Here is a 21,209-nt window from a genome sequence, read left to right as displayed (position 1 = left end):
TGAACGTTTCCCCTATCCAATTGTAATTTTCCCTTCCGGGTATCTGTATAATTCCTTTTCCGCCTTCGGTCCGAGAGCGTAAGCCAGCGTCAACGGCCCCAACCGCCCGGCAAACATCGTCAGCGCAATCATTATTTTACCGACATCCGACAAATCGGGAGTTAATCCCATCGTTAACCCCACCGTGCCGAATGCGGATGTGACTTCAAACAAAATCATGAGGAATGGATGGTTCTCCGTCGTGGATAATATCATGGACACAAACACGACTAGGAACAAGGCGATCATCGTCAACGTAATGGCTTTAAGAATGCGATCCTTGCCAAGCCGGTAATGGAACAGCACAATATCTTCTTTGCCCCGGATCATCGCAATGATGGCGCCGATCAGCGTCGTAAACGTCGTTGTTTTAATACCGCCGCCCGTCGAGCCCGGCGATGCCCCGATGAACATCAAAATAATCGTAAAAAACTGCGTTGCCTGCCGCATCCCGCCGATATCCACCGTGTTCGCGCCTGCCGTCCGCGGGGAAACCGATTGGAAAAAGGCGGCCAGCACCTTCCCCGGCCCGCTGAGCGGCGCTAACGTTTTCTGGTTCGTAAATTCAAAGATAAGGATGACCAGCGCTCCGAAAACAATTAAAAATCCGGTTGCGCTCAGCACCACTTTGGAATGAAGCGACAGTCTTTTGTTAACCTTAAGCTCAAGCAGATCCGAGATCACAATGAAGCCGAGACCGCCCAAAATGATGAGCCCCATCGCCACAACGTTGATAGCGGGATCGGAAGCATACGACGTAAGGCTGCTGAACGGCCCCGTGACAGGCCCGAACAGGTCGAAACCCGCATTGTTGAAAAATGAAATCGCATGCCATATCCCGTAATAAATGCCTTTGGCAGGCCCCAGATCTATCGACCAGCGAATGGAAAATATAACGGCCCCTACAAGCTCGATCGTCAGCGAATAGCGGATCACCTTGCGGATCAGGCGCACGATGCCCTCCATGCTGCCCTGATTCATCGCTTCCTGAAGAATGAGCCGCTCTTTTAACGAAATGCGTTTTTTCAGCATAAAGGCGAATAAGGTCGCCATCGTCATAAAGCCGAGGCCGCCGACCTGAATCAGAGAAATAATGACGATTTGCCCGAAGAGCGAGTAGGTCGTTCCGGTATCCACGACAACAAGCCCCGTCACGCAGGTCGCCGAAGTCGCCGTAAACAGGGCATTCAGAAAAGAGACCGGCGTTCCGGATGCCGATGCGGCCGGCGTGGACAGCAGCGTCGCTCCGATCAAAATAATCGCTGCGAAACCGATGACCAATATTTGCGGCGGCGTGAGCTCGATTTTCTTCAGCACGACTTTCATAATTCACCTCGATTGTTACCAGCGATATGGGAGTCATTAAATAAGCACGACAAAAAAGACACTGGAAACCCAATGCCGTATTATGGGTCCTGTCGTGAAGCCTACGAGGTTAGCTGACGGATTCGGGTTTACAGGTACCCTATCGTTCCAAGTGTGACCGTGTTGGAATCGAATTCACCCCTATTACAAATGGTTCCCCCGTTTTCGAAAAGAAATTCGGCTTTTTATTCAATTGATATGAATTATAATGTTCTTTACGGCGAAGCACAAAGTCCCTTTTAATCGAAAACGGGGGATATTCGTATTTATTCGCCCGATCACGCCATACAGGGAAAGTCCACCCTTCGCTTTTCAACGATTTCCCCTCTTTTGCTCGTGAATTCATTGGATTTTGAATAGGCATGTATGCTAAGTTTAAAGAATATATTGGAGAAATCGTCACTCGCTCCCACACCATTCCATCAAAGGAGAACTTCATACGTGAAACGTCAATCGGAACCGCCACTTCTGCTGCTGGCTGTCATCGGCATTATTCTTTACTTGGCTGTCATAGGAGCGTCTTATTTACAGGAACCCGGCAAGTCCGTGGAGTCGGAACCGCAATACCCGGTTATCACGAAGCAGGAGGCGGCGCAGGCGGCGGCGCAGTTCATTCAGGAACGGTTCGGCCTGCCTGCCGGTTATCGCGCCAACACGCTGTATCAATCGTACTCGACGCGAAGCGGCTATTTGCAAAAGGAGCATCTTGCCGAGGAATACAGAAAGCGGTTCGAGCATTTGCCGATCGATTATTACGAGGTTGAAATTAACGATACGTCCGGAAGGATCACCTATTACGTTGATGTCAATTATACCAATTTGCGGATACTTGGCTGGGAAGCCTACAGCCAGCTCCCGGCGAACAAGCAAACCGCCTCGGGAGATAGCCCGGACCTGCTGAAGGCGGCGGAAAAGGCGATTGCCGATCAAGGCTATGAGCCGACCGAATTCATCCGGGTGAACCCGGACCGCAGCAGCGGCATAAATGGCGAGAAAACCGGCAAACCGGCCGCAGCGGCCGGTACTCAGTTCATTTTTCAAAGCAAGGACAAACAGATCGGAAGCGCGAAGCTTCATCTCCTTGTATCGGTAGCCAACGGGCAGATCGTATCGTTCCATCCGTTGTTCGAGCTGCCGTCGTCATTCCTTGATTGGCAAAAGCGGCAAAACGCCAACGCATCCCTGATGACTCGCATAAGTATGAGCGCTTCCTTGATTATGGCATTCGCCGCGTTGTTCGTTATGATCCGCTACCGCAAAGAAATTACGTTCCGCCGCGGTTTGCTGCTCAGCTTTATGTTTCTCGCGATTTATGTTGTGAACAACTTCAATATGATGCCTGCCTTCCGGACGTCCCATTCCGAAGGGCCCTCGCAGTTCGAAGCGATATTTTATTTGATCGTCGTCAACATCTTTGTGCTGTTACTGGCAATTAGCGTCTATTTCTCGCTGCTTGCGGGCAAAGCGATGTGGCGGCGCAAGGGCTGGCAGCCTGTCGTAGAATGGAACGATCCGGCATTCGGCGGCAGCGTTATGTCAGCTATGGGCAAGGGCTATCTGCTCTGCCTGTTCGTCCTCGGCATCCAGCAAGGATTGTTCTTTATTGCCGGTGAATATTTCGACGTATGGTCGGTCAACGACCCGTCGGATTCCGTGCTCAATATGACCGTTCCCGGCATATTTCCGCTGATGGCTTGGGCGGCGGCGATTTCGGAGGAGGCCGTCTACCGTCTGTTCGGCATCGCCTTTTTCCTGAAGCTGGTCCGCAACCGGTTTGCGGCCGTGCTGCTGCCCAGTATGATCTGGGCGCTCAGTCACACCCAATATCCGATTTATCCGGTCTATACGCGGTTTATCGAGGTTACAATCATCGGACTTATTTTCGGCTTCGCTTTCCTGAAATACGGGTTTATGACCGTGCTGTTCGCCCACGCTTCGATGGACAGCATTTTGATGGGCTTGTCGCTGATCGGCATGGGCGATATGAAGCACAACGTGATCGGCATCATCTATTTAGGCATCCCGGCATTGATCGGCTACATTATCGCATGGCTTCACGGCAAAAGAAAAAGACGGGAGCCTCTCGTCCCGTCTTCGTAATATATTTCAGGCTCATCGGCCTTACCGGAGCTATTCCAGCTTCTGCAGCTAATCCAGAACCGGCTCCTGATCTGATTCCTGCTCATAGAACTGTTCATTGAACTGCTCCTGTCCCAGCTCCTGTCCCTGCTGATCCTGAGCCCCGCCGCCGTTCAGCGATTGCAATATTTGCGCGGCCAGCTTTTCGCCGATCCCGAGCGGCCGGAAATCTTCGATTCCGGCCTCTTTAATTTTTTTCAGCGAGCCGAAATGCTTCAGCAGCGCCTTGCGCCGCTTCTCGCCGATACCGGGGATCGCGTCCAGTTGGGAAACGACCATCGATTTCGCCCGGGTTTCGCGATGGAACGTAATGGCGAACCGGTGAACCTCCTCCTGGATACGCTGCAGCAGGTAGAACTCCTGGCTGTCGCGCGGCAGCGGCACGATCTCGGCCGGATCGCCGATCATCAGCTGCGCCGTTTTATGCTTGGCGTCCTTTACCAGTCCGCACACCGGAATGTACAGGCCCAGCTCGTTTTCCAAAACGTCGATTGCCGCAGAAATTTGCCCTTTGCCGCCGTCGATGACGACAAGATCGGGCAGCGCCAGGTTCTCCTTTAACACGCGCTCGTAACGGCGTCTGACGACCTCGCGCATCGTCTCGTAATCGTCCGGTCCCTGGACGGTCCGGATTTTATATTTGCGGTATTCCTTGCGGTCAGGTTTGCCGTCCGTAAATACGACCATCGCCGATACGGGGTCGGACCCTTGGATGTTGGAGTTGTCGAACGCCTCGATGCGCCGGATGACGCCGGTACCGAGCCAATCGCCCAAGTTTTCCACCGCTTTAACGGTACGCTGCTCATCCCGTTCGATAAGTCTGAACTTCTCTACCAGACTAACCCTCGCATTGTCTCCGGCCATCTCGACCATGCCCTTCTTCGTTCCCCTGCGCGGAACATGCACCTTGACCTTCAGCCAGCTTTCCAGCGCTTCCTTCACGTCGGCTTTGGCATTTTCCGCATCCGCCGCTTCAGCTTGAACATCCGGACCCGGAGCAGCCGCTGCGGCCGTTTCCGATCCGGCTTCTGCAGCATGGGCGGCTTCCGCCGGGAGAAAGATTTCCTTCGGCAGCGCCGGGTTATCGCTGTAATATTGGGTGACGAACGACATAAAGTCTTCATACGCTTCCCCATAGTACGGGAACAGGGACGCATGGCGCTCGATCAGCTTGCCCTGGCGCATATATAAAATTTGCACGCACATCCAGCCTTTATCGACCGCATAGCCGAAGACGTCGCGGTCTACCGTATCCATCGTCGTGATGTTCTGCTTCTGCATGACCGCATCGATATGCAATATATGATCGCGCAGCTCCTTGGCCCGCTCGAAGTTAAGCTCCTCGGCCGCTTCTTCCATTTTGCGCTTTAAATCATGCTTGATCTCGTCATGCCCGCCATTCAGAAACCGCGTAATTTCATGGACCATCCGTTCATAGGTTTCCGGCTCGACCACGAATTCGCACGGGGCGACACATTGCCCCATGTGATAATACAGGCAGACGCGGTCGGGCATCGTCTTGCATTTGCGCAGCGGGTACAGCCTGTCGAGCAGTTTTTTCGTCTGCTGGGCCGCGAAGGCGTTCGGGTACGGTCCGAAATATTTGGCTCTATCCTTTACCACCCGCCGCGTAACCTCCAGCCGCGGATGAGGCTCGTTCGTAATTTTGATATAAGGGAACGATTTATCATCCTTCAGCAGCACATTGTAGCGCGGGTGATGCTTTTTGATTAAATTGCATTCGAGAATAAGCGCTTCTACATTGTTGGCCGTAACGATATATTCAAAGTCGGCAATTTCGCTGACAAGCGCCTGCGTTTTCGCGCTGTGGCTGCCGGTGAAATAAGACTTTACCCGGTTGCGCAGCACCTTCGCCTTGCCGACGTAAATAACGGTATTCTCTTTATTTTTCATCAGGTAGCAGCCCGGCTGCTCCGGCAATAAAGCGAGCTTGTGTCGAATCGCTTCCGCCCGCCGCTTCCGTTCTTGTTCTCCGTCGTGCAGTGACATTCCTCGACCTCCCCTTTCGTGTCGTACTGCTATTGCACCAGGATAAACGGCTTCGCCGTCCTTAAGTGACAAGCGCGTTTATCAAGGTTGAGCGAAGCAAAATATACAATCTTATACTTTCTATTCAACGCACAAATCAACGCACAAAAAAGCTCTTTCTCAGCATAGCAGAAAAAGAGCTTTTTCTCCAAGGAAATTCCACCGAAACAAGCAGTGTAAGCTGTAAAAAACGAATTATTGATGACGGCTTACAACGTTTTTCAACGCATCCTTCGATTGGAAGCCAACTACTTTATCAACCGGTTGACCGTCTTTAAATACGATCAGCGTCGGAATACTCATCACACCGAAACGGGACGCCGCTTCCGGGTTGTCATCTACGTTTAATTTGGCGATTTTCAAGCTGTCGCCGATTTCTTTATCCAGCTCTTCCAATACGGGAGCGATCATTTTACAAGGTCCGCACCATGGCGCCCAAAAATCGACAAGTACCGTGCCGGAGCCTTCCACTTCATTCGAAAACGATTGGTCCGTAACATTTACGATTGCCATATAACGTCCTCCTTTCACCCAATAAAATGTTGTCAACATGTAAAGTATACCACAAAGCACCCTATTTTCAACCGCGGTCCGCCCTTGCAAACTGTTTCCAGACGCCGAACGGCGCCGCTTTTGGCGCATCCTGCAAAAACCGTCGCACAATTGTCACTTTCCCCGCCTTTAAATTGATCGAAAAGTTGGGTATACTATTGCTAACTAGTACAGCAATACCGGAAATGCGTTATATAACGAACACAGCGATTGCTTACAATACTGTTTTCTCACATGAATACTCCGAGGAGGACATGACAATGAGCGACCCGAAACATCCTGAACTGCACGTTAACGAAGAACCAAGCAACGACTTTATCGATACCGCCCTTGGCTTCGGCGTATTTTTTGGCGTATTGCTCCTGATTGCAGTTGCTGCAACGGTTATTTCATTATTGGTCAAGTAATAATAATTCGTCAAGGTGTCAAAAGCTCGTTTTCGCGAATACGCGGAGGCGGGCTTTTTTAACTGGTATTACGTACGCGGCTCGATTCGACGAAACCTGGGTGGAAGTCTGATATCGGAACAAAGTCCCCCAAAGTAAAGTGAAGCCCTGAAGCGAATTCCGACTACTTTTGGGGGAGCCCCCGATTATGCACGGAAATATGCTGCGCATAATTTCCTAAACAACAAGAAAGCTGCCGCTAAAACACGGATATGTAACAATACAATACGACCGTAGAAAAGCCCCGTTTCCGCCGCTTGCAAGCCATGCAGCGGAAACGGGGCTTCGTACGCTAGACGCCGCGCTTGTTATAGCCGTTCACGAGAATAACATCGACAAACGGCCGAATCCGGTCCATAATGCGTCTCCCCTTGAATTGTTCGTCGCCATCCTTGCTCGTGAAGCTGAAATGCTTCTCCAGCGCCTCCAAATCGTGATTAGACGTAAAAAACGTCGGCTTCCGGTTCATTCGGTAGTTAAGTATCGCTCCCATCACATGATCGCGCAGCCACGGGTTCAAATTTTCCGCGCCGATATCGTCAAAGACGAGCAAATCCGTCTCCTTCAAAGCGTCGACCGTCTCCTTCAGCCGGAGCGGGTCGTTAAACATCGATTTCAAATCTTCGGCGAAATCCGGCATATATACAATGGCGCCTGTATAGCCATCCTTCGCCAGCTCGTGCAGCATGTAGCACATGAGAAACGTTTTGCCTGTCCCGAATGTACCGGCCAAATACAGCCCCTGCCGCTGCAACCCGTCGCTGCGCGTTTTCAATATATAATCGTACACAAGGCCGACCGCCTCCTCGCGGTCCGCGTCCTTGTCCAATATTTCGATCGTCGAATAGCCTTCGGACAAAGCCCGCTCGTCCACGTAAAAGCTGCGGATGCGGCCGCGGATCGCCTGCTGCGATTGCTGGGCGAGAAACTTTTTGCAGGCGACCTTATGGTCGTACACGCGGGCCTGCTGATCCTGATCGGCTTCCACCGTAATAAGCGTGTAGTGCCCTTCCATGTCGTTCGGGCAGCGATCGAGCCCCGGACAGCTCGAACAGTTCCGATACTCCACCGCGTACTGGTGCAGCCTGTTCAAATTCAGCTTCATCGCTTCGCGGTCCAGCTCCGGATGCTTGCTGCGCAGCTTGACGATCAACGGGTCGGACGCCACTTCCTGCAGCTTGTCCTCAGCCTTCTTCAACAGCTGCCTTCCCGGCATCCCCCGTAAAATGTCCCCTAATGATTCCACGGCGCGTCCCCCTCTCCTTGACGGTTACTTCCGGCTGTCGAGCTGTCTTGCCTTACGGCGTATTTCCTCCCGCTCCGCGGCGGTAAGCTGCTTCGCCGGCACGGCGGCATTGTCGCCGACGATCGGCAGAGCCGGCTTCTGCGGCTGCCTGCCGCTGCCGCGGCCGCCCCGTCCGGAGCCGCCTCCGACCGCCGCCATCGCCCCTTTACCGGACTGCCGTTCTTTAAATTTCGCATAGTCGCGAATATATTCGACCGCCTGCTCGAACGTGCCGACCTGTTTGCCCAGCATATCGGTCACGCTTGCTTCGATCGAATTTTTCGCCCATGAACGCTTGTATACGTAAATAAAATGAATCAGAACATTGATGACTTCCTCGTTCAGACGGTAATTCAAGTCGACCTTGGCGAGCGTATCGAGCAATCCGTCCGGCACCGTGCCTTTGGAAAAAATTTTTTCCAGCAAAAAAGTGTACGGCTCGTTGCGCAAAATGTAATTGTATTGATGCTGGTTGCATTCTCCCTGGAAAATGTCCGGCACCTCAAGGTAATATTCCATTTCGACCGTCTTCTCATCGGAGGCCGGCTTGCCTTGTCCCGGCTGTTCGCGCTGCTGCTCCACCTTGGACAAAAAGCGGCTCCGATCCTCGCCGCGCTTCTTATCCTGTCGGAACGTTTCATTCGCTTTATGCTGCAGCAGCTCCAGATTCAAGCTGCCGTCCGGATCGAATACCCGGTCTTCATCCAGCAATCTGCATATATCTGTCAAGTACAAGCCGTATTTTTTGGCGACAAAATTAATTTGCGCCATCTGCTCGGTTTCGTACTTTAACCGCTCGACAAACGACCGGTTCTCCGACTGTTTAGGGAAATGCATAATAATATCGGCATACTGAAATCCTTTACTCGTCAGCTCCGGCCGCGATTCCGACGGCTGCGACGCCGCCGACTCGAAGAAAGCCAGCTCCAGGTCCAGGTCGACCACCTGCGAGTTCAAATGAAACAGCTCGTAGAACGGGACCGACAAATTTTCCGAGTTCGCCTCTCGCAGTTCTTCCAGCTCCGGCAGCACCAGCTCGTCGCGCAGCGCGAATACCATGTACTTGCCAACCTTGTCCCGCAGCAGGAGCGTCAGGTGCTGGTTTTTGAAAAACTCGTGAGGCGCAAGCGGCGCAAAAAGCGTGTACTCATACACGTAATCGTCCGATTCCGCGGAAAACCTGCGCACCGTCCGCAGCAGGCCGACCGCCTCGAGCTTTGACGTCTGCTCGATAAAATATTTGCGCCCGCGCTCTCCGCTTTCCAGCTCCAACGCCAAAAACAGCTTGCGCTGCTGCTCCATCGGCGAGCAACCCACCTTGTCTGTCGGCACCTGCAAAAACAACGTATGATACAGACTGACCGCATAAGCGCCGATCATCGGCTGATAAATCGTCGACAGCATTTTCAAATCCAGGCTGCTTAACGAAAAATCGCGCGACACATAAAAACGGTGATACTCCGAAAAATGCAACATATTGGTTATCCGCATAAGCTCAAATCCCATCCATCGTCCAGCATCTTAACCTCCATATTACCACATATTCCGACAAACCGGGGGATGAAAACAATTGAAAAGAGATACCGGCTCCGTTGAAAACTTATACTTTCATCATTAAGAAAAGCTTCTGACCGAAGCCCTTTCGATGAAGATACATTCGTGTTTTAGATGTAGCTTTTCTTGCAATATCAGAATTGTTCAGCTCCGCTGAAAACATATAAATTCTGATATTATAAAAAAATCATGGCCTCCCTCTATACGCGAGCTGCCATGACCTTTTGTTCCGAATCCGTTGGAGGATCCAACCGATGCTCCCTCCGCCGCTTACCCGGATATAATTTCTTTCACCCGGCCGACCGTACCGTCAGTCAGGCGAACCTTGATTCCGTGCGGGTGGCTCGGCGAATTCGTCAAAATATCTTTTACCGTTCCGATCGTCAGCTTTCCGGTCCGCTGATCCTGCTTCTGCACAATCCGAACCTGAATGCCCGGTACGACATCCTTGCGGAGCTGTCCGTTCATCATTTCCAAACTTCCTTTCATGCGATATTGCCGGTAACGGACAACCAGCACTTAGAACATTTTGTAGCCTTTGGTCCGCAGCGTCTTGATCGCAGACCCGCTCAGCACGGCGCCGATCAGTCCGCCGACAGCCGGAACATAATCCGCGATTCCGTACTCCGACAAGTTCGAGGCCAGCGATCCTGTCCCCCAACCCCAATACACAACCAGGCTTACGACAAGCACAATGTATCCGTATATCGGGAACCATGTCGTTTTCATCAGCATGTTCAATATAAAACCGAGCCCGAAAAACAATACAAACAACAGCACGGTAACGATGATCAACTGCAGCAAAACCGCCAACTCCTTTTTACACAGGCTAATCAAACTTCAGCTACACTTATGTTTATTTTATATAAAATTACGCTTCGGGTAAAGTGAACGGTTCATGAACTTCCGGGCCGTAAAAACATCGTTTTTTACCCGTTTCGGCGCCCCGTTATTTGCCCTTTCAGTATGATTTCGTTACAATGAAACAAGTGAAAATGACCCAAGATTGCCATGATGTTGAAATTCATTACCGGATCTATAGAAGGAGTGTTCATGATGAGCGAAGCAATTCAAACGTTGGAAGGCTGGTATGCGCTGAACGATTTCCGCGCCATCGACTGGACCGCCTGGAAAAGCTTGACCCAGCAGGAGCGCAAGCGCGCCGAGGACGAGCTGTACGGCTTGCTGGCCGAATACCAGCGCACCGAGGATCAGAAGCAGGGAAGCACCGCGTTCTACAGCATCGTCGGACAAAAGGCCGACTTTATGTTTATGCATTTGCGGGAAACGCTGGAAGAGCTGAACGAGCTGGAAACGGCTTTTAACAAGACGTTGTTCGCTCAGGTGACGATCCCGACGTATTCGTATGTATCCATTGTCGAGCTCGGCAGCTATATGGCCAAGCCAGGCACGGACCCGATGCAGGACCCCGACATTATCGCCCGCTTGAAGCCGATATTGCCGAAATCGAAGCATGTATGCTTCTACCCGATGAACAAGCGCCGCGAGGGCAACGACAACTGGTACATGCTGTCCGCCGACGAGCGCCGCAGCTTTATGCGCAACCACGGTATGATCGGACGCAGCTATGCCGGCAAAATCAAGCAGATCATCGCCGGCTCGATCGGACTGGACGATTGGGAATGGGGCGTTACCCTGTTCGCGGATGATGCTCTGCAATTCAAAAAGATCGTGCATGAAATGCGCTTCGATGAAACGAGCGCCCGCTTCGGCGAATTCGGCGAATTTTATGTCGGCAACCTGCTGAATCAGGACAAAATGACTGCCATGCTAAGGCTGTAGCCTTACGACAAATGACCCCTGCGCGGCCTGATCACAGGCTCCACGCAGGGGTCGTTTTTTTATCCGATTACGACTTTATCGGGAAGACCCCCACCTCTAAGGTGGGCCTTGAATCAGCTGGGGTAGAGTCCCCATCCGATTCCCCGATGTTCAGCAAAGCTGAACGAGTTCACTCGTCCTCATCCTCGTCTTCAAACCGTTCGTCACGGCTCGCCTCGCGTTTGGCGGCAAGATACGCTTCCGTATCGCGGTCGCGCTGACGCGACTTTTCCTTCAACCGCTCGATCGCGGGCAGGATAAGGATGTCGATTTCTTTTTGCACCGTATAGACCAGATCATAGCGGGTCTGAGCTTCCAAAAAATGGCCTACGTCCATAAGGGCATTGTACCGGTCGAGCTCATCCCGCGTCAACAATCCGCGTACCTGAACGCTGCAATGCCGCATATTAGAATCGGCCTTTCTTCAGCACGAGCGGAATGCCGCCAATAATATACAGGTAGCGTACATCGATGACTTTCTTCATGACGGCTGCCCAGCCGCCTTTGATTTTACGGGAACCTACGATGCCGATAGCTTCGCCGCGGCCCAGGGACGCTACGGTGCCTTTGCTTTGGTAGACGAAGTTTTTCAGCTGCTCGCCGCGAATCGAGGCAACGAGATTATGCGCGCATACTTCAGCCTGCTGCATCGAAATTTGTGCGGTCGGCGGATACGGACGGCCTTCCGGGTTCATTACAATCGAGCAGTCGCCGAGCACGTAAATATTGTCATGCCCTGGCGCGCGAAGCTTCTCGTCGACTTTGATACGGCCGCGCATCGTTTCGAAACCGGCCTCGTCCAGCATATGATTGCCGCGAACACCGCCTGTCCAAACGACAGTGGCCGCCTTGATTTCTTCGCCTGTCGCGAGCGATACACCTTCCGGCGTACATTCTTTGATGGCCGTTGCAATTTTAAAGGTAACGCCTTTATTTTGCAGCACATTCATTGCATATTCGACCAGCTCGGGGTCAAAGCCCGGCAAAGCGGTTGGGGCCGCTTCGATATTATAAATTTTAACGAGCGACGGGTCGACGTCGAATTCCTTGCACAGCTGCGGAATGCGGTCAGCCAATTCGCCAACGAACTCGATGCCTGTAAAGCCGGCTCCGCCGACGATAAACGTCAAATAGTCGGTCCGGTTCGGCTCGCGCTTATATCTTGCGAACTGGTATTCGATATGCTCGCGGATAAAGCGGACGCTGTTAATGCTGCGGATGCTCAGCGCATGCTCCTTCAATCCCGGAATGCCGAATGTTTCAGGCTCGCCGCCCAAGCCTACGACCAAATAATCGTAAGACAGCGTGCCTTCCTCCAAAATAACTTTTTTCTCCTGCGGACGAATTTGAATAACCGTTGATTTAACAAAGTCGATTTTGAATTCGTCAATCAGCTTCAGGATATTCACCCGGGCGTTTTCCGGATTGTCCGTGCCGGCTGCAGGCATGTGCAAATGCGTTGTAATATAATGATAATCATGCTTGTTGACCAGCGTTACATCGGCTTCGTTGTAGTTCAATTCCTTTTGCAAACGAATAGCCGTTACGATGCCACCATAACCTGCTCCCAAAATGACTATTCTTGGTATTCGACTCATGGTTTTAATCCCTTCCATCCCGTTATTTTTCTGTATTTTATCATTTAATAAAAAGTCACAAAAATGTTTGTGAAAAATTACACATACTACGTCGGAATATTTGTAATCATTGTTAGATCGCACTGCATATTAGCGTCAAGGTGCATGTCTAATCATCAGATTTTTAAGCAGTTCCTCAAGACATAATATAATGGAACTTGACAAATAGCAAGCATTATTTTGTTTAAAATAGCCGGAAAATACCGGACCTCATAAGCATATCTCCCTGATTACTGCCAAATACTATTATTCCCATAAAGGAACAGCTTCGACCGGCTCTCGACCCCGAATGAAAATGAAAATGGTTATTATTTTCTTTTCAAATGTCCATGTTTATAATATAATTCGATTGTTATTAAGCTTCGGAGGTGCTTTTAAAGACATGCAGAACGAATTAGTGGATATTATTATTGTAGGCGGCGGTCCGGCCGGTATGTTTGCCTCGTTTTACGGCGGGATGCGCCAGGCAAGCGTAAAGATTATTGAGAGCATGCCTCAGCTGGGCGGACAATTGGCAGCGTTGTATCCGGAAAAGTATATTTACGATGTGGCCGGCTTCCCGAAAGTGACGGCGCAGGAGCTCGTAAACAATCTGGATCAGCAGATGAAGCATTTCCCGATCGACATTCGGTTGGAGGAAAAGGTGCTTCAGGTAATCAAAAAGAGCGAACGGTTGTTTGAGGTCGTGACGGATAAAGGCGTTCACCAATCGAAGGCGGTTATTATTACCGGCGGCGTAGGCGCATTCGAGCCCAGAAAGCTGGAGCTTGCGGAAGCGGCGAAATACGAGAAAAAAAATCTTTATTATTTTGTAAGCGACTTGAATCAATTTGCCGGTCAAAAAGTGCTGATCAGCGGCGGCGGCGATTCTGCGGTCGACTGGGCTTTAATGCTGGAGCCGATTGCCGAGCAGGTTACGCTGATTCATCGCAGAGACAAATTCCGTGCCCATGAGCATAGCGTCGAAAATCTGATGAATTCCAAAGTACAGGTGCTGACGCCAAAAGAAATTACGGCGCTCCACGGCGACGATACGATTACTAAAGCTACGCTGACCGATATTAAATCGGGCGAAACGGTCGACCTTGACGTCGATGCGGTCATCGTCAACTTCGGATTTATTTCCTCGCTCGGTCCGATTGCGGAATGGGGCTTTGAGATCGACAACGGTTCGATTATCGTCGATTCCCGTATGGAAACAAGTATTCCGGGCATTTTTGCCGCAGGGGACATTACGACGTATCCGGGCAAGCTGAAGCTGATTGCCGTCGGTTTCGGTGAAGCGCCTACCGCGATCAACAATGCGAAGGTATATATCGATCCAACGGCCAAACTATCTCCGGGACACAGCAGCAACATGAAAATGTAAGACAAGCACAATGTCTCCCAAATTATTTTCTGGACAAGCAGAAGGGCATTCCGTTCCGGCAGACGCCGGGAGGGAGCCTTTTTTTGTAGAATGGCATATGGATGCCTCGGACCTCTATCGATGCCTTTCCAAGATGAGCGACCGCGATTTAAATGTAAAAAATAAGGCAGGTCAGCTGACCTGCGCATTGTTTCGGTAATATTCCAAATTTAGTTTGCGGCGTTTGATTTCATCGAGCAGCAGCTTGATAAACTCGGCCTCCAGCTTCAGTTCCTGCGCCTTGAAATAAGATTCGATCAAGACCTCATCGCTCATTAACCTCATTAAAATCACCTAACTTCTTTAATGTAAAGCTATATTAACATGTGCGTATCTTTAGAACAAGCGTTCTATTATCCACAGCGAATTGTGTATAACCTGTGCGTATCTTGTTAATAAGCGTCGAATCGTCTGCGGTTATGCGGTGAATAATGTGGACAAGGTTATACACAGCCGCTGATTGCGATCATCGTCCCAAAAATATTTTTTGGACATGCCTGTTCAACCGCAGCTTATTCGACACGATACGCCTTCAGTCTTGCCAATCCGCCCTCAACGGTCAAAATACCCGATTGCCGCGGCTGCCGGTTTAATCCCCTTAGCAAAAAAAAGCAAGCCCGAAGGCTTGCGCGAAACAAGTAATATTTTTACATGGATGTCGTTTTGTTTGGAGTGATGCTTTGATCTTTTGACGCGCTTACGTTTTTCAGAACGTTGATCATGAACAAAATGACGGCGATAGCGGTAATGGTGCCGCCAGTTGCAACAATCGGCTCCGTTCCCGGTACGCCGCTGACGAGCAGCACCAGACCGATCATCATGATGGGCAATCCGATATTGTGCAGCCAAAAGTGGAGCTTGCCAAGAGCGGAACCGGCCGCCTTCGGAAATACGTGGTACACGAAACCGGCTAACGCAAGCGAAACCCAGCCGACCAGATTGATGTGGGCATGTACGGAAGCAAATTCAAATTTGTGCGATATGGACATGAACATCCCGAACAACACACCGACAACAAAATAAACCGAAGCGATCTTAATTAAATTTGCACCCATTCGAACAGCCCCTCTACCAGTATTTGACAAACTGATTATAGCAAATCTAGACCCAAAAACAACTGCTTTTTACTGAATTTCAAACAATATTTTCGGGCGGTTATAAAATACTTTCTTGAATCAAGAATTCCGAGGCCTTTCCAAGATGATCGATCGTGATTTATATGTAAAAAACCTCCCGGAGCTGTGCTTGTACACAGACCCGGAAGGTTGCAAAAACGGTTTCCGTATTAAACCTCGACTTTATCGTCGCATTTTTCAGGAGCGCCCTCTTCGTCCTTCACCTTGAAGGATGAACCGCAGCCGCAGGAAGCTACCGCGTTCGGGTTATTGATGGTGAATCCGCCGCCCATGCCGGTATCCTTAAAGTCGATTTCGACGCCGTACAAATATTTCGAGCTATCCTGGTCGACAACGACCTTAAGCCCGTTGATCTCGAAAGCTTTATCGGTATCCTGCTCCTGGTCATCAAAACCCATACCATACGAGAAGCCGCTGCAGCCGCCGGCCTTGACACCGAGGCGAAGGAACAAATCCGGCGTTTCCTCGCTGGCCAGCAGTTCTTTAATTTTATCGCTTGCTGATTCGCTGATCGTAATCATGAATAACAGCCTCCTTCATCACATAATGCCCTTGCATTATTAAGTATACTCCTATTAAGGATACTCCTCAAGGACTTATGTTTATTCCCCCGTTCTATCCACGCGGTCTATTAAATAATATTGGATCAATAAAGAATCCAACTGCTTGCTGCAATGTTGAACCTCAGGGTGTAAAAATCCAAATTCACCAGCCAAATGAACCATATGAGTTCTAACCTTCTCAATCTCAGCCGACAGCTCCGATCTCGACAAATTTGAGTTCGGAGGTACTGTTATACGCAAGCTTGTACACCGCCTTGTCTGACTTTTGCAATACTTTTATAAATATACAGGAAAAATTAGCCAATGGAAATACAATATTTGATATTTCATATTAAATATTCCTAATGAAACGGCTTACATCCATTTTGTCGAAGTGTGTATTGCCCGCCCCGTGCTGGAGGTTTATAATAGATAGGATCGTTTTAATAGGCTCGTGCGGCAGACGCATATTGTTAATCTGTATGGAGGAGGATTTAAATGAGCATTATAGTAAGCAACCCGGATCAGCGAATGGCGGAAATCGCAGAGAAGGTAAGGAACGGACAACGCTTGTCGCTCGAAGACGGCGTATTTTTGTATGAATCCGACGATTTGCTGACGATCGGACAGCTGGCCAACGAAGTCAACCTGAGAATGAACGGCAAAAAAGTATATTTTATCGATAACATGAGTCTTTATTTTACGAACGTATGCGAAGCCCACTGCGCATTTTGTCATTTCCGCAGAGACGAGGGCGAAGAAGGCGCGTATACGCTGACGCCGGAGCAGATGTTCGAATATATCGACCAGCATTACCATCCCGAAATGCGCGAATTCCATATCGCCCAGGGCCATAATCCGAACGTCCCGTTCGAGTATTATGTCGACTGTATCCGCGCGCTGAAGCAGCGGTATCCGAACGTTACCATCAAAGCCCATACGGCGGCGGAGATCGAGTTTTATTCCCGCATCAGTGGGTTAAGCTATAAAGAGGTGCTGGAAACTTTGGTCGATGCGGGGCTGAGCACGCTGACCGGCGGCGGAGCGGAGATACTGTCGGAGCGTTACCGTCAAAAGATGGGCGTCGGCAAAGCGACGACCGACCAATGGCTCGAAGTGCAGCGCGTAGCCCACGGACTCGGTTTGAAGACGCATGCCACGATGCTGTACGGTTCGATCGAGACGCTTGAGGAACGAATCCAGCATATGATTCTTCTGCGTGAAGTGCAGGATGAAACGAACGGGTTCATGGTATTCATCCCGAACTCGGTTCAACCGGCGAGCGTCAATGCGGGCATCAAGCGCCGCGTCGCCGCATTCGACGATCTGAAGACGATCGCGATCAGCCGTTTGATGATCGACAATATCCCTCATATCAAAGCATACTTTATTAATCTGGGGACGCAGCTGACTCAAATAGCGCTGACATTCGGCGCATCCGACGTCCATGGAACGATTATTAAAGAAAAAATCAGCCACGCGGCAGGGGCGCTCTCTCCGGAAGGCCTGACCCGCGATGAGCTCGTATGGCTCGTTAAAGGAGCCGGACGCATACCAGTCGAACGGGATACTTTTTATAACGAAATTAAAGTGTACTAATTCAAGCGCTCCAGCATAGAAGGGGTTAACATGATGAAGAAACTGGTTATACTAGGCGGCGGTTATGGAGGATTGACGGTAGCCAAGGAATTGCTGGAAAAAGAATTACCTTCGGACACCGTCCTCGTCCTCGTCGATCGTATGCCTTATCAAGGATTAAAGACGGAATATTATGCATTGGCTTCCGGCACGGTTGCGGATAAAGAAATCCGCGTGCAGTTTCCCGTAGACCCGCGCCTCATTCTCAAATACGGGGAAGTGACTGCGGTCGATCCCGACAAAAAGCTGATTTTGTTCGAAAATGAAGAGCCTCTCTCCTACGATTGGCTTGTGATCGCACTCGGCTGCGTGGACAAATATCATAACATTATCGGAGCCGAACAATATTCGCACAGCATCCAGACTATGTCCTCGACCCGCAAAACGTTCCAATCCGTCAACGATACTGCGCCATACGGTCAAGTAACGATTATCGGAGGCGGATTGAGCGGAGTGGAAATGGCATCCGAGCTGCGCGAAAGCCGCCCGGATTTAAACATCCGCATCCTCGATCGCGGGCCGAGCGTGCTCTCCTCGTTTCCTTCCAAAGTGCAGGCATACGTGCGCGAATGGATGGTTGAGCATGATATTGAAATGAGGTCGCATATTTGCCTGACCCGGCTGGAAAGCGGCATTCTATACAACGATCAGGAGATTATCCATACGAACGTGACGATCTGGACGGCCGGCATTCAGCCGAGCCCGATCGTACAGCAGCTGCAGCTGTCCAAAGATAATCAGGGCCGCGTCATCCTCAACGACTACCATCAGGTTGAAGCGTACCCCGACATTTATGTGGTCGGAGATTGCGCCTCGCTGCAGTTCTCCCCGAGCGCACAAGCGGCGGAAGGACAAGGCAAGCAGGTTGCAGAGGTTATCAGGGCCGTATGGAAAAATGAAACCCCTCGGCTCGGTCAAATCAAGCTCAAAGGGGTTCTCGGCTCACTCGGGAAAAAATCGGGATTCGGCATGATGGGCAAACGAACCATTATGACGGGAAAAATCGCGCGCGCTTTGAAGACCGGTGTGCTCTGGATGTCCAAGCATCATTTCGGCTAGTCAGCCGCCTAGGAGATCGAACATGTCTTCGATCTCTTTTATTTTATTATACACTTGCTGTTTCAGCTCTTCCGCGGTGGCCGCGGCTACGATTTCACCGTTCACCAGCGCATAAGGGAACATATAGCATTCGCCGCAATTGCCGAGGCAGCCGTACTCGATCACATCGTAATCCGGGTTCGCCTCCAGCTCCTGCATCAATTTATCGGTGCCATGGTGCATATTGTTCGTGCAAAATTCGATGATCGGTCTCATTTATAATCAGCCGCCTTGTATAAACCATTTTATTTTTGTGCTACATGTAATATAATAAGTGATAGAAAGGAGTTGACGCAAATGAGTGAACAAACGCAAAACACCATGTACGATGAGGTACTGGAAGTTTTAGATAAGCTTCGCCCGTTTTTGCAGCGCGACGGAGGCGATGTGGAGCTTGTTGACGTGGAGGACGGCATCGTCAAACTGAAGCTAGTAGGCGCCTGCGGAAGCTGCCCGAGCTCGACCATCACGTTGAAAGCCGGTATTGAGCGCGCATTGCTTGAAGAGGTTGAAGGTATCGAAGAGGTCGTACAAGTGTTCTAATCACGTCTTTATTAAGACGAATAAGAAGAACCGTCCGGAAATATTACCGGACGGTTCTTTAATTTGACATTTAAACTACTGGACGAGCGTTTGCAGCCGGCCTGTTAGCCAAGGGAAGAACACGAACACCGCGGCTTGGGCGGCGTCGGCAAGCGCTTATTGCTTGCCGGCTTGCGCGCCGATGATCGCCCGGATCGGATCAAGCCCGCCCGACACATCCATAATGTTGCCGGTAATGAAATCGGAACGCTCCTCGCACAGAAAAGCGATGACCCTCGCTATGTCTTCCCCCGCTCCTGGCCGGCCGCGCGGCGATTCGGGGTCCCGCTCATGCTCGACCTCGGCGATCGTCTTTTCTTTATTCGCGCCGCGGATATCTCCCGGACAAATCATGTTGACGGTAATGCCGTAAGGAGCCTCCTCCACGGCTAATGTTTTCGTAAATGAGACAAGCCCGACCTTGGCCGCGGCATAAACGGCGCGATGCGGCCAGCCGCGCGCTTCGGCCGCGTGTCCGAAGCCGAAATGGATAATTCTCCCCCACCGCCTGCTTCGCATCATCGGCAGCACCAAATGATCCAGCTGCATGACACCCAGCAGGTTGCCGTTCATTAAATAGTCGATATCTTCCTGCGCATATTCGCCGAACAGCTTCCGCTCGCGGACGAACGGCCCCGCGTTGTTAATCAGGATGTCGATGCCGCCAAACTCCGACGCCGCTTTCCGCACCATGCTGCGCATTTCATCCGGACGGGCGACGTCGCCCTGAATCGCAAGGCAGCGTCTGCCTTTCGCTTGAATGCGCTCACATAAATCGTTTGCTTCGTTTTTGCTATGCACGTAGTTGATGATAAGATCGCAGCCTGAATCAGCGAGCAGGAGCGCAGTCATTTTGCCCAGGCCTTTGGCGCTTCCTGTAATGAGTGCAACTTTTCGTTGTTCGGACATGCCCGTCCTCCTATAAAGTTCTCAAGTGAACTCGTTCAGCTTTGCTGAACATCGGGGAATCAGATGGGGACTCTACCCCACCTGATTCAAGGCCCACCTTGGAGGTGAGGGTCTTAACCCGATAAAGTCGTAATCGGATAAAGCTTCATGAACCGTCGTATTGCCGGCCCGCAGGCAGGAACAGCGCTACTTTCAAGTATAGAGGAACGGCATCGCCGATTCAACTGCAGCCGCGGCATCAGGATGAGGACGGGTATTGCCCGGATGACTTCGATAATGCGTAAATATATGTAAAAATGATTTCGGCGGCCGTAAAGGTCATGGTGCTTCCCAAAGCCAAATCTTTCAGATGCTCTCCGATTTCCTCGGTTTTTATTCGCTGATCGGGGGTTTGTTTCGTTTCCGCCGCACGCAGCAGATCGTCCAGCAGATCGGCGTTAATGGTATGTATTTCCATGTTGCGTTCGTTGCGCAGCCGTTCGACCGGCGCTTTATATTTCACTTTAAGCCCGAAGAGCCGCTCTTCCAGTTGAACGTACAAATGGTTGTCATGCATGTTGCGGAGCACCGTAAAATAGGAATACCGCGCTTTGATTTCCTCTGTCCGGAGCCGGAACCGCTCGTTCATAAAATGTCCCAGCTTATCCAAAATGGCGAACACGCGGACAATCGCGTTCCGGTAAAAGTAAAGGTGGCGGTGGTAGTCTTCCAGCTCGTCCTCCTGCATTTCATCGACGTACAGCTTGCTGACTTTTTTGCCGAAACGGACGGCTGCATATTCGCTCTGCTCCAGCTCGTCCAAGGCGCGCAGCATTCCTCTGCTCCATACTATATAGCGCCGTTCCTGCAAATTGCGTTCCAGCTCGGGAACGGATTCGAGCATTTGCAAATAGCCTCGGATCGTTTGATTCGCTTTCGCCAGCAGCCCTTCGTCTTTTCGGCGCGGTTCGCCGAACATCATTCTCAGCATCGTGTCTGCTCGCTTCCT

At 50.9% G+C, this 21,209-nt stretch carries 23 protein-coding genes and 1 riboswitch; of the genes, 7 read left to right on the top strand and 16 right to left on the bottom strand.

Going from position 1 to position 21,209, the window contains the following annotated elements; genetic code table 11:
- Nucleotides 1–12: 12 nt before the first annotated feature.
- Nucleotides 13–1,365, bottom strand: coding sequence for a TrkH family potassium uptake protein (locus E1757_RS10425; protein WP_133227444.1), 1,353 nt, complete (start codon nucleotides 1,363–1,365; stop codon nucleotides 13–15).
- Nucleotides 1,366–1,449: 84 nt separating this feature from the next.
- Nucleotides 1,450–1,597: riboswitch (cyclic di-AMP (ydaO/yuaA leader) on the bottom strand.
- A 248-nt stretch (nucleotides 1,598–1,845) separates the two neighbouring features.
- Here E1757_RS10425 and E1757_RS10420 point away from each other — a divergent pair.
- On the top strand, nucleotides 1,846–3,504 hold the full coding sequence (locus tag E1757_RS10420; protein ID WP_246079119.1) for a CPBP family intramembrane glutamic endopeptidase: 1,659 nt from the start codon (nucleotides 1,846–1,848) through the stop codon (nucleotides 3,502–3,504).
- A gap of 48 nt (nucleotides 3,505–3,552) precedes the next feature.
- Here the strand turns inward: E1757_RS10420 and uvrC are convergent, their stop codons facing one another.
- Complete coding sequence (gene uvrC, locus E1757_RS10415; protein WP_133227440.1) at nucleotides 3,553–5,553, bottom strand: excinuclease ABC subunit UvrC; 2,001 nt, start codon at nucleotides 5,551–5,553, stop codon at nucleotides 3,553–3,555.
- A 234-nt stretch (nucleotides 5,554–5,787) separates the two neighbouring features.
- Complete coding sequence (trxA, locus tag E1757_RS10410) at nucleotides 5,788–6,105, bottom strand: thioredoxin (protein WP_133227438.1); 318 nt, start codon at nucleotides 6,103–6,105, stop codon at nucleotides 5,788–5,790.
- Between the two features lie 299 nt (nucleotides 6,106–6,404).
- Between trxA and E1757_RS10405 the strand changes: the two genes are divergently transcribed.
- On the top strand, nucleotides 6,405–6,551 hold the full coding sequence (locus tag E1757_RS10405; protein ID WP_246079118.1) for a YqzM family protein: 147 nt from the start codon (nucleotides 6,405–6,407) through the stop codon (nucleotides 6,549–6,551).
- Nucleotides 6,552–6,882: 331 nt separating this feature from the next.
- On the opposite strand, the gene dnaI is transcribed toward E1757_RS10405, so the two are convergent.
- The 4 genes from dnaI to E1757_RS10385 form a co-directional block, all read right to left on the bottom strand.
- Nucleotides 6,883–7,836 carry a primosomal protein DnaI gene (dnaI, locus tag E1757_RS10400; protein ID WP_133227434.1) on the bottom strand — a complete coding sequence of 318 codons (954 nt, stop codon included), beginning with the start codon at nucleotides 7,834–7,836 and terminating at the stop codon, nucleotides 6,883–6,885.
- A gap of 24 nt (nucleotides 7,837–7,860) precedes the next feature.
- Entirely contained in the window at nucleotides 7,861–9,366 is a 1,506-nt protein-coding gene (locus tag E1757_RS10395; RefSeq protein ID WP_133227432.1) for a replication initiation and membrane attachment family protein, read from the bottom strand.
- Nucleotides 9,367–9,699: 333 nt separating this feature from the next.
- A complete protein-coding gene (locus E1757_RS10390) occupies nucleotides 9,700–9,897 on the bottom strand; it encodes a YwbE family protein (RefSeq protein WP_133227556.1) in 198 nt (65 codons plus the stop codon).
- A 51-nt stretch (nucleotides 9,898–9,948) separates the two neighbouring features.
- Nucleotides 9,949–10,233 (bottom strand): YuiB family protein, encoded by a 285-nt coding sequence (locus tag E1757_RS10385; protein WP_181956628.1) that lies wholly within the window; start codon nucleotides 10,231–10,233, stop codon nucleotides 9,949–9,951.
- A 252-nt stretch (nucleotides 10,234–10,485) separates the two neighbouring features.
- On the opposite strand from E1757_RS10385, the gene hemQ reads away from it, so the two are divergent.
- Nucleotides 10,486–11,232: a hydrogen peroxide-dependent heme synthase gene (gene hemQ / locus E1757_RS10380; protein ID WP_133227430.1), complete on the top strand. Its 747-nt coding sequence runs from the start codon at nucleotides 10,486–10,488 to the stop codon at nucleotides 11,230–11,232.
- Between the two features lie 169 nt (nucleotides 11,233–11,401).
- Here the strand turns inward: hemQ and E1757_RS10375 are convergent, their stop codons facing one another.
- The gene (locus tag E1757_RS10375; RefSeq protein ID WP_133227428.1) at nucleotides 11,402–11,677 is read right to left on the bottom strand and encodes a hypothetical protein; all 276 of its coding nucleotides are present in this window, start codon (nucleotides 11,675–11,677) and stop codon (nucleotides 11,402–11,404) included.
- A gap of 1 nt (nucleotide 11,678) precedes the next feature.
- On the bottom strand, nucleotides 11,679–12,869 hold the full coding sequence (locus tag E1757_RS10370; RefSeq protein ID WP_133227426.1) for an NAD(P)/FAD-dependent oxidoreductase: 1,191 nt from the start codon (nucleotides 12,867–12,869) through the stop codon (nucleotides 11,679–11,681).
- Between the two features lie 421 nt (nucleotides 12,870–13,290).
- Here E1757_RS10370 and E1757_RS10365 point away from each other — a divergent pair, with 421 nt between their 5' ends.
- Entirely contained in the window at nucleotides 13,291–14,277 is a 987-nt protein-coding gene (locus E1757_RS10365) for an NAD(P)/FAD-dependent oxidoreductase (protein ID WP_133227424.1), read from the top strand.
- 171 nt (nucleotides 14,278–14,448) lie between these two features.
- Here E1757_RS10365 and sda read toward each other — a convergent pair whose 3' ends face one another.
- From sda to E1757_RS36420, 4 genes are all read right to left on the bottom strand, one after another.
- Complete coding sequence (gene sda / locus E1757_RS10360; protein WP_133227422.1) at nucleotides 14,449–14,601, bottom strand: sporulation histidine kinase inhibitor Sda; 153 nt, start codon at nucleotides 14,599–14,601, stop codon at nucleotides 14,449–14,451.
- A gap of 362 nt (nucleotides 14,602–14,963) precedes the next feature.
- Complete coding sequence (locus E1757_RS10355; RefSeq protein WP_133227420.1) at nucleotides 14,964–15,371, bottom strand: cytochrome-c oxidase; 408 nt, start codon at nucleotides 15,369–15,371, stop codon at nucleotides 14,964–14,966.
- Between the two features lie 230 nt (nucleotides 15,372–15,601).
- Nucleotides 15,602–15,973, bottom strand: coding sequence for a HesB/IscA family protein (locus E1757_RS10350; protein WP_133227418.1), 372 nt, complete (start codon nucleotides 15,971–15,973; stop codon nucleotides 15,602–15,604).
- Nucleotides 15,974–16,054: 81 nt separating this feature from the next.
- A complete protein-coding gene (locus E1757_RS36420) occupies nucleotides 16,055–16,225 on the bottom strand; it encodes an aspartyl-phosphate phosphatase Spo0E family protein (RefSeq protein ID WP_281282489.1) in 171 nt (56 codons plus the stop codon).
- A gap of 267 nt (nucleotides 16,226–16,492) precedes the next feature.
- Between E1757_RS36420 and mqnE the strand changes: the two genes are divergently transcribed.
- Nucleotides 16,493–17,593 (top strand): aminofutalosine synthase MqnE, encoded by a 1,101-nt coding sequence (mqnE, locus tag E1757_RS10340; RefSeq protein WP_133227416.1) that lies wholly within the window; start codon nucleotides 16,493–16,495, stop codon nucleotides 17,591–17,593.
- 33 nt (nucleotides 17,594–17,626) lie between these two features.
- On the top strand, nucleotides 17,627–18,691 hold the full coding sequence (locus E1757_RS10335) for an NAD(P)/FAD-dependent oxidoreductase (protein ID WP_133227550.1): 1,065 nt from the start codon (nucleotides 17,627–17,629) through the stop codon (nucleotides 18,689–18,691).
- Here the strand turns inward: E1757_RS10335 and E1757_RS10330 are convergent, their stop codons facing one another.
- Nucleotides 18,692–18,946, bottom strand: a complete 255-nt coding sequence (locus E1757_RS10330; RefSeq protein ID WP_133227414.1) for a YuzB family protein — start codon at nucleotides 18,944–18,946, stop codon at nucleotides 18,692–18,694.
- Between the two features lie 81 nt (nucleotides 18,947–19,027).
- Between E1757_RS10330 and E1757_RS10325 the strand changes: the two genes are divergently transcribed.
- Nucleotides 19,028–19,273: a NifU family protein gene (locus tag E1757_RS10325; RefSeq protein WP_133227412.1), complete on the top strand. Its 246-nt coding sequence runs from the start codon at nucleotides 19,028–19,030 to the stop codon at nucleotides 19,271–19,273.
- A gap of 156 nt (nucleotides 19,274–19,429) precedes the next feature.
- On the opposite strand, the gene E1757_RS10320 is transcribed toward E1757_RS10325, so the two are convergent.
- Together E1757_RS10320 and E1757_RS10315 are read right to left on the bottom strand one after the other, a co-directional pair.
- Nucleotides 19,430–20,221 carry an SDR family oxidoreductase gene (locus tag E1757_RS10320; protein WP_133227410.1) on the bottom strand — a complete coding sequence of 264 codons (792 nt, stop codon included), beginning with the start codon at nucleotides 20,219–20,221 and terminating at the stop codon, nucleotides 19,430–19,432.
- A gap of 238 nt (nucleotides 20,222–20,459) precedes the next feature.
- Nucleotides 20,460–21,191 carry a Cthe_2314 family HEPN domain-containing protein gene (locus tag E1757_RS10315; RefSeq protein WP_165972056.1) on the bottom strand — a complete coding sequence of 244 codons (732 nt, stop codon included), beginning with the start codon at nucleotides 21,189–21,191 and terminating at the stop codon, nucleotides 20,460–20,462.
- Between the last annotated feature and the right edge of the window lie 18 nt (nucleotides 21,192–21,209).

This window comes from Paenibacillus piri (assembly GCF_004354045.1).
GTDB classification, from domain to species: domain Bacteria; phylum Bacillota; class Bacilli; order Paenibacillales; family NBRC-103111; genus Paenibacillus_S; species Paenibacillus_S piri.
This window is presented reverse-complemented; position numbering and strand designations above follow the sequence as displayed.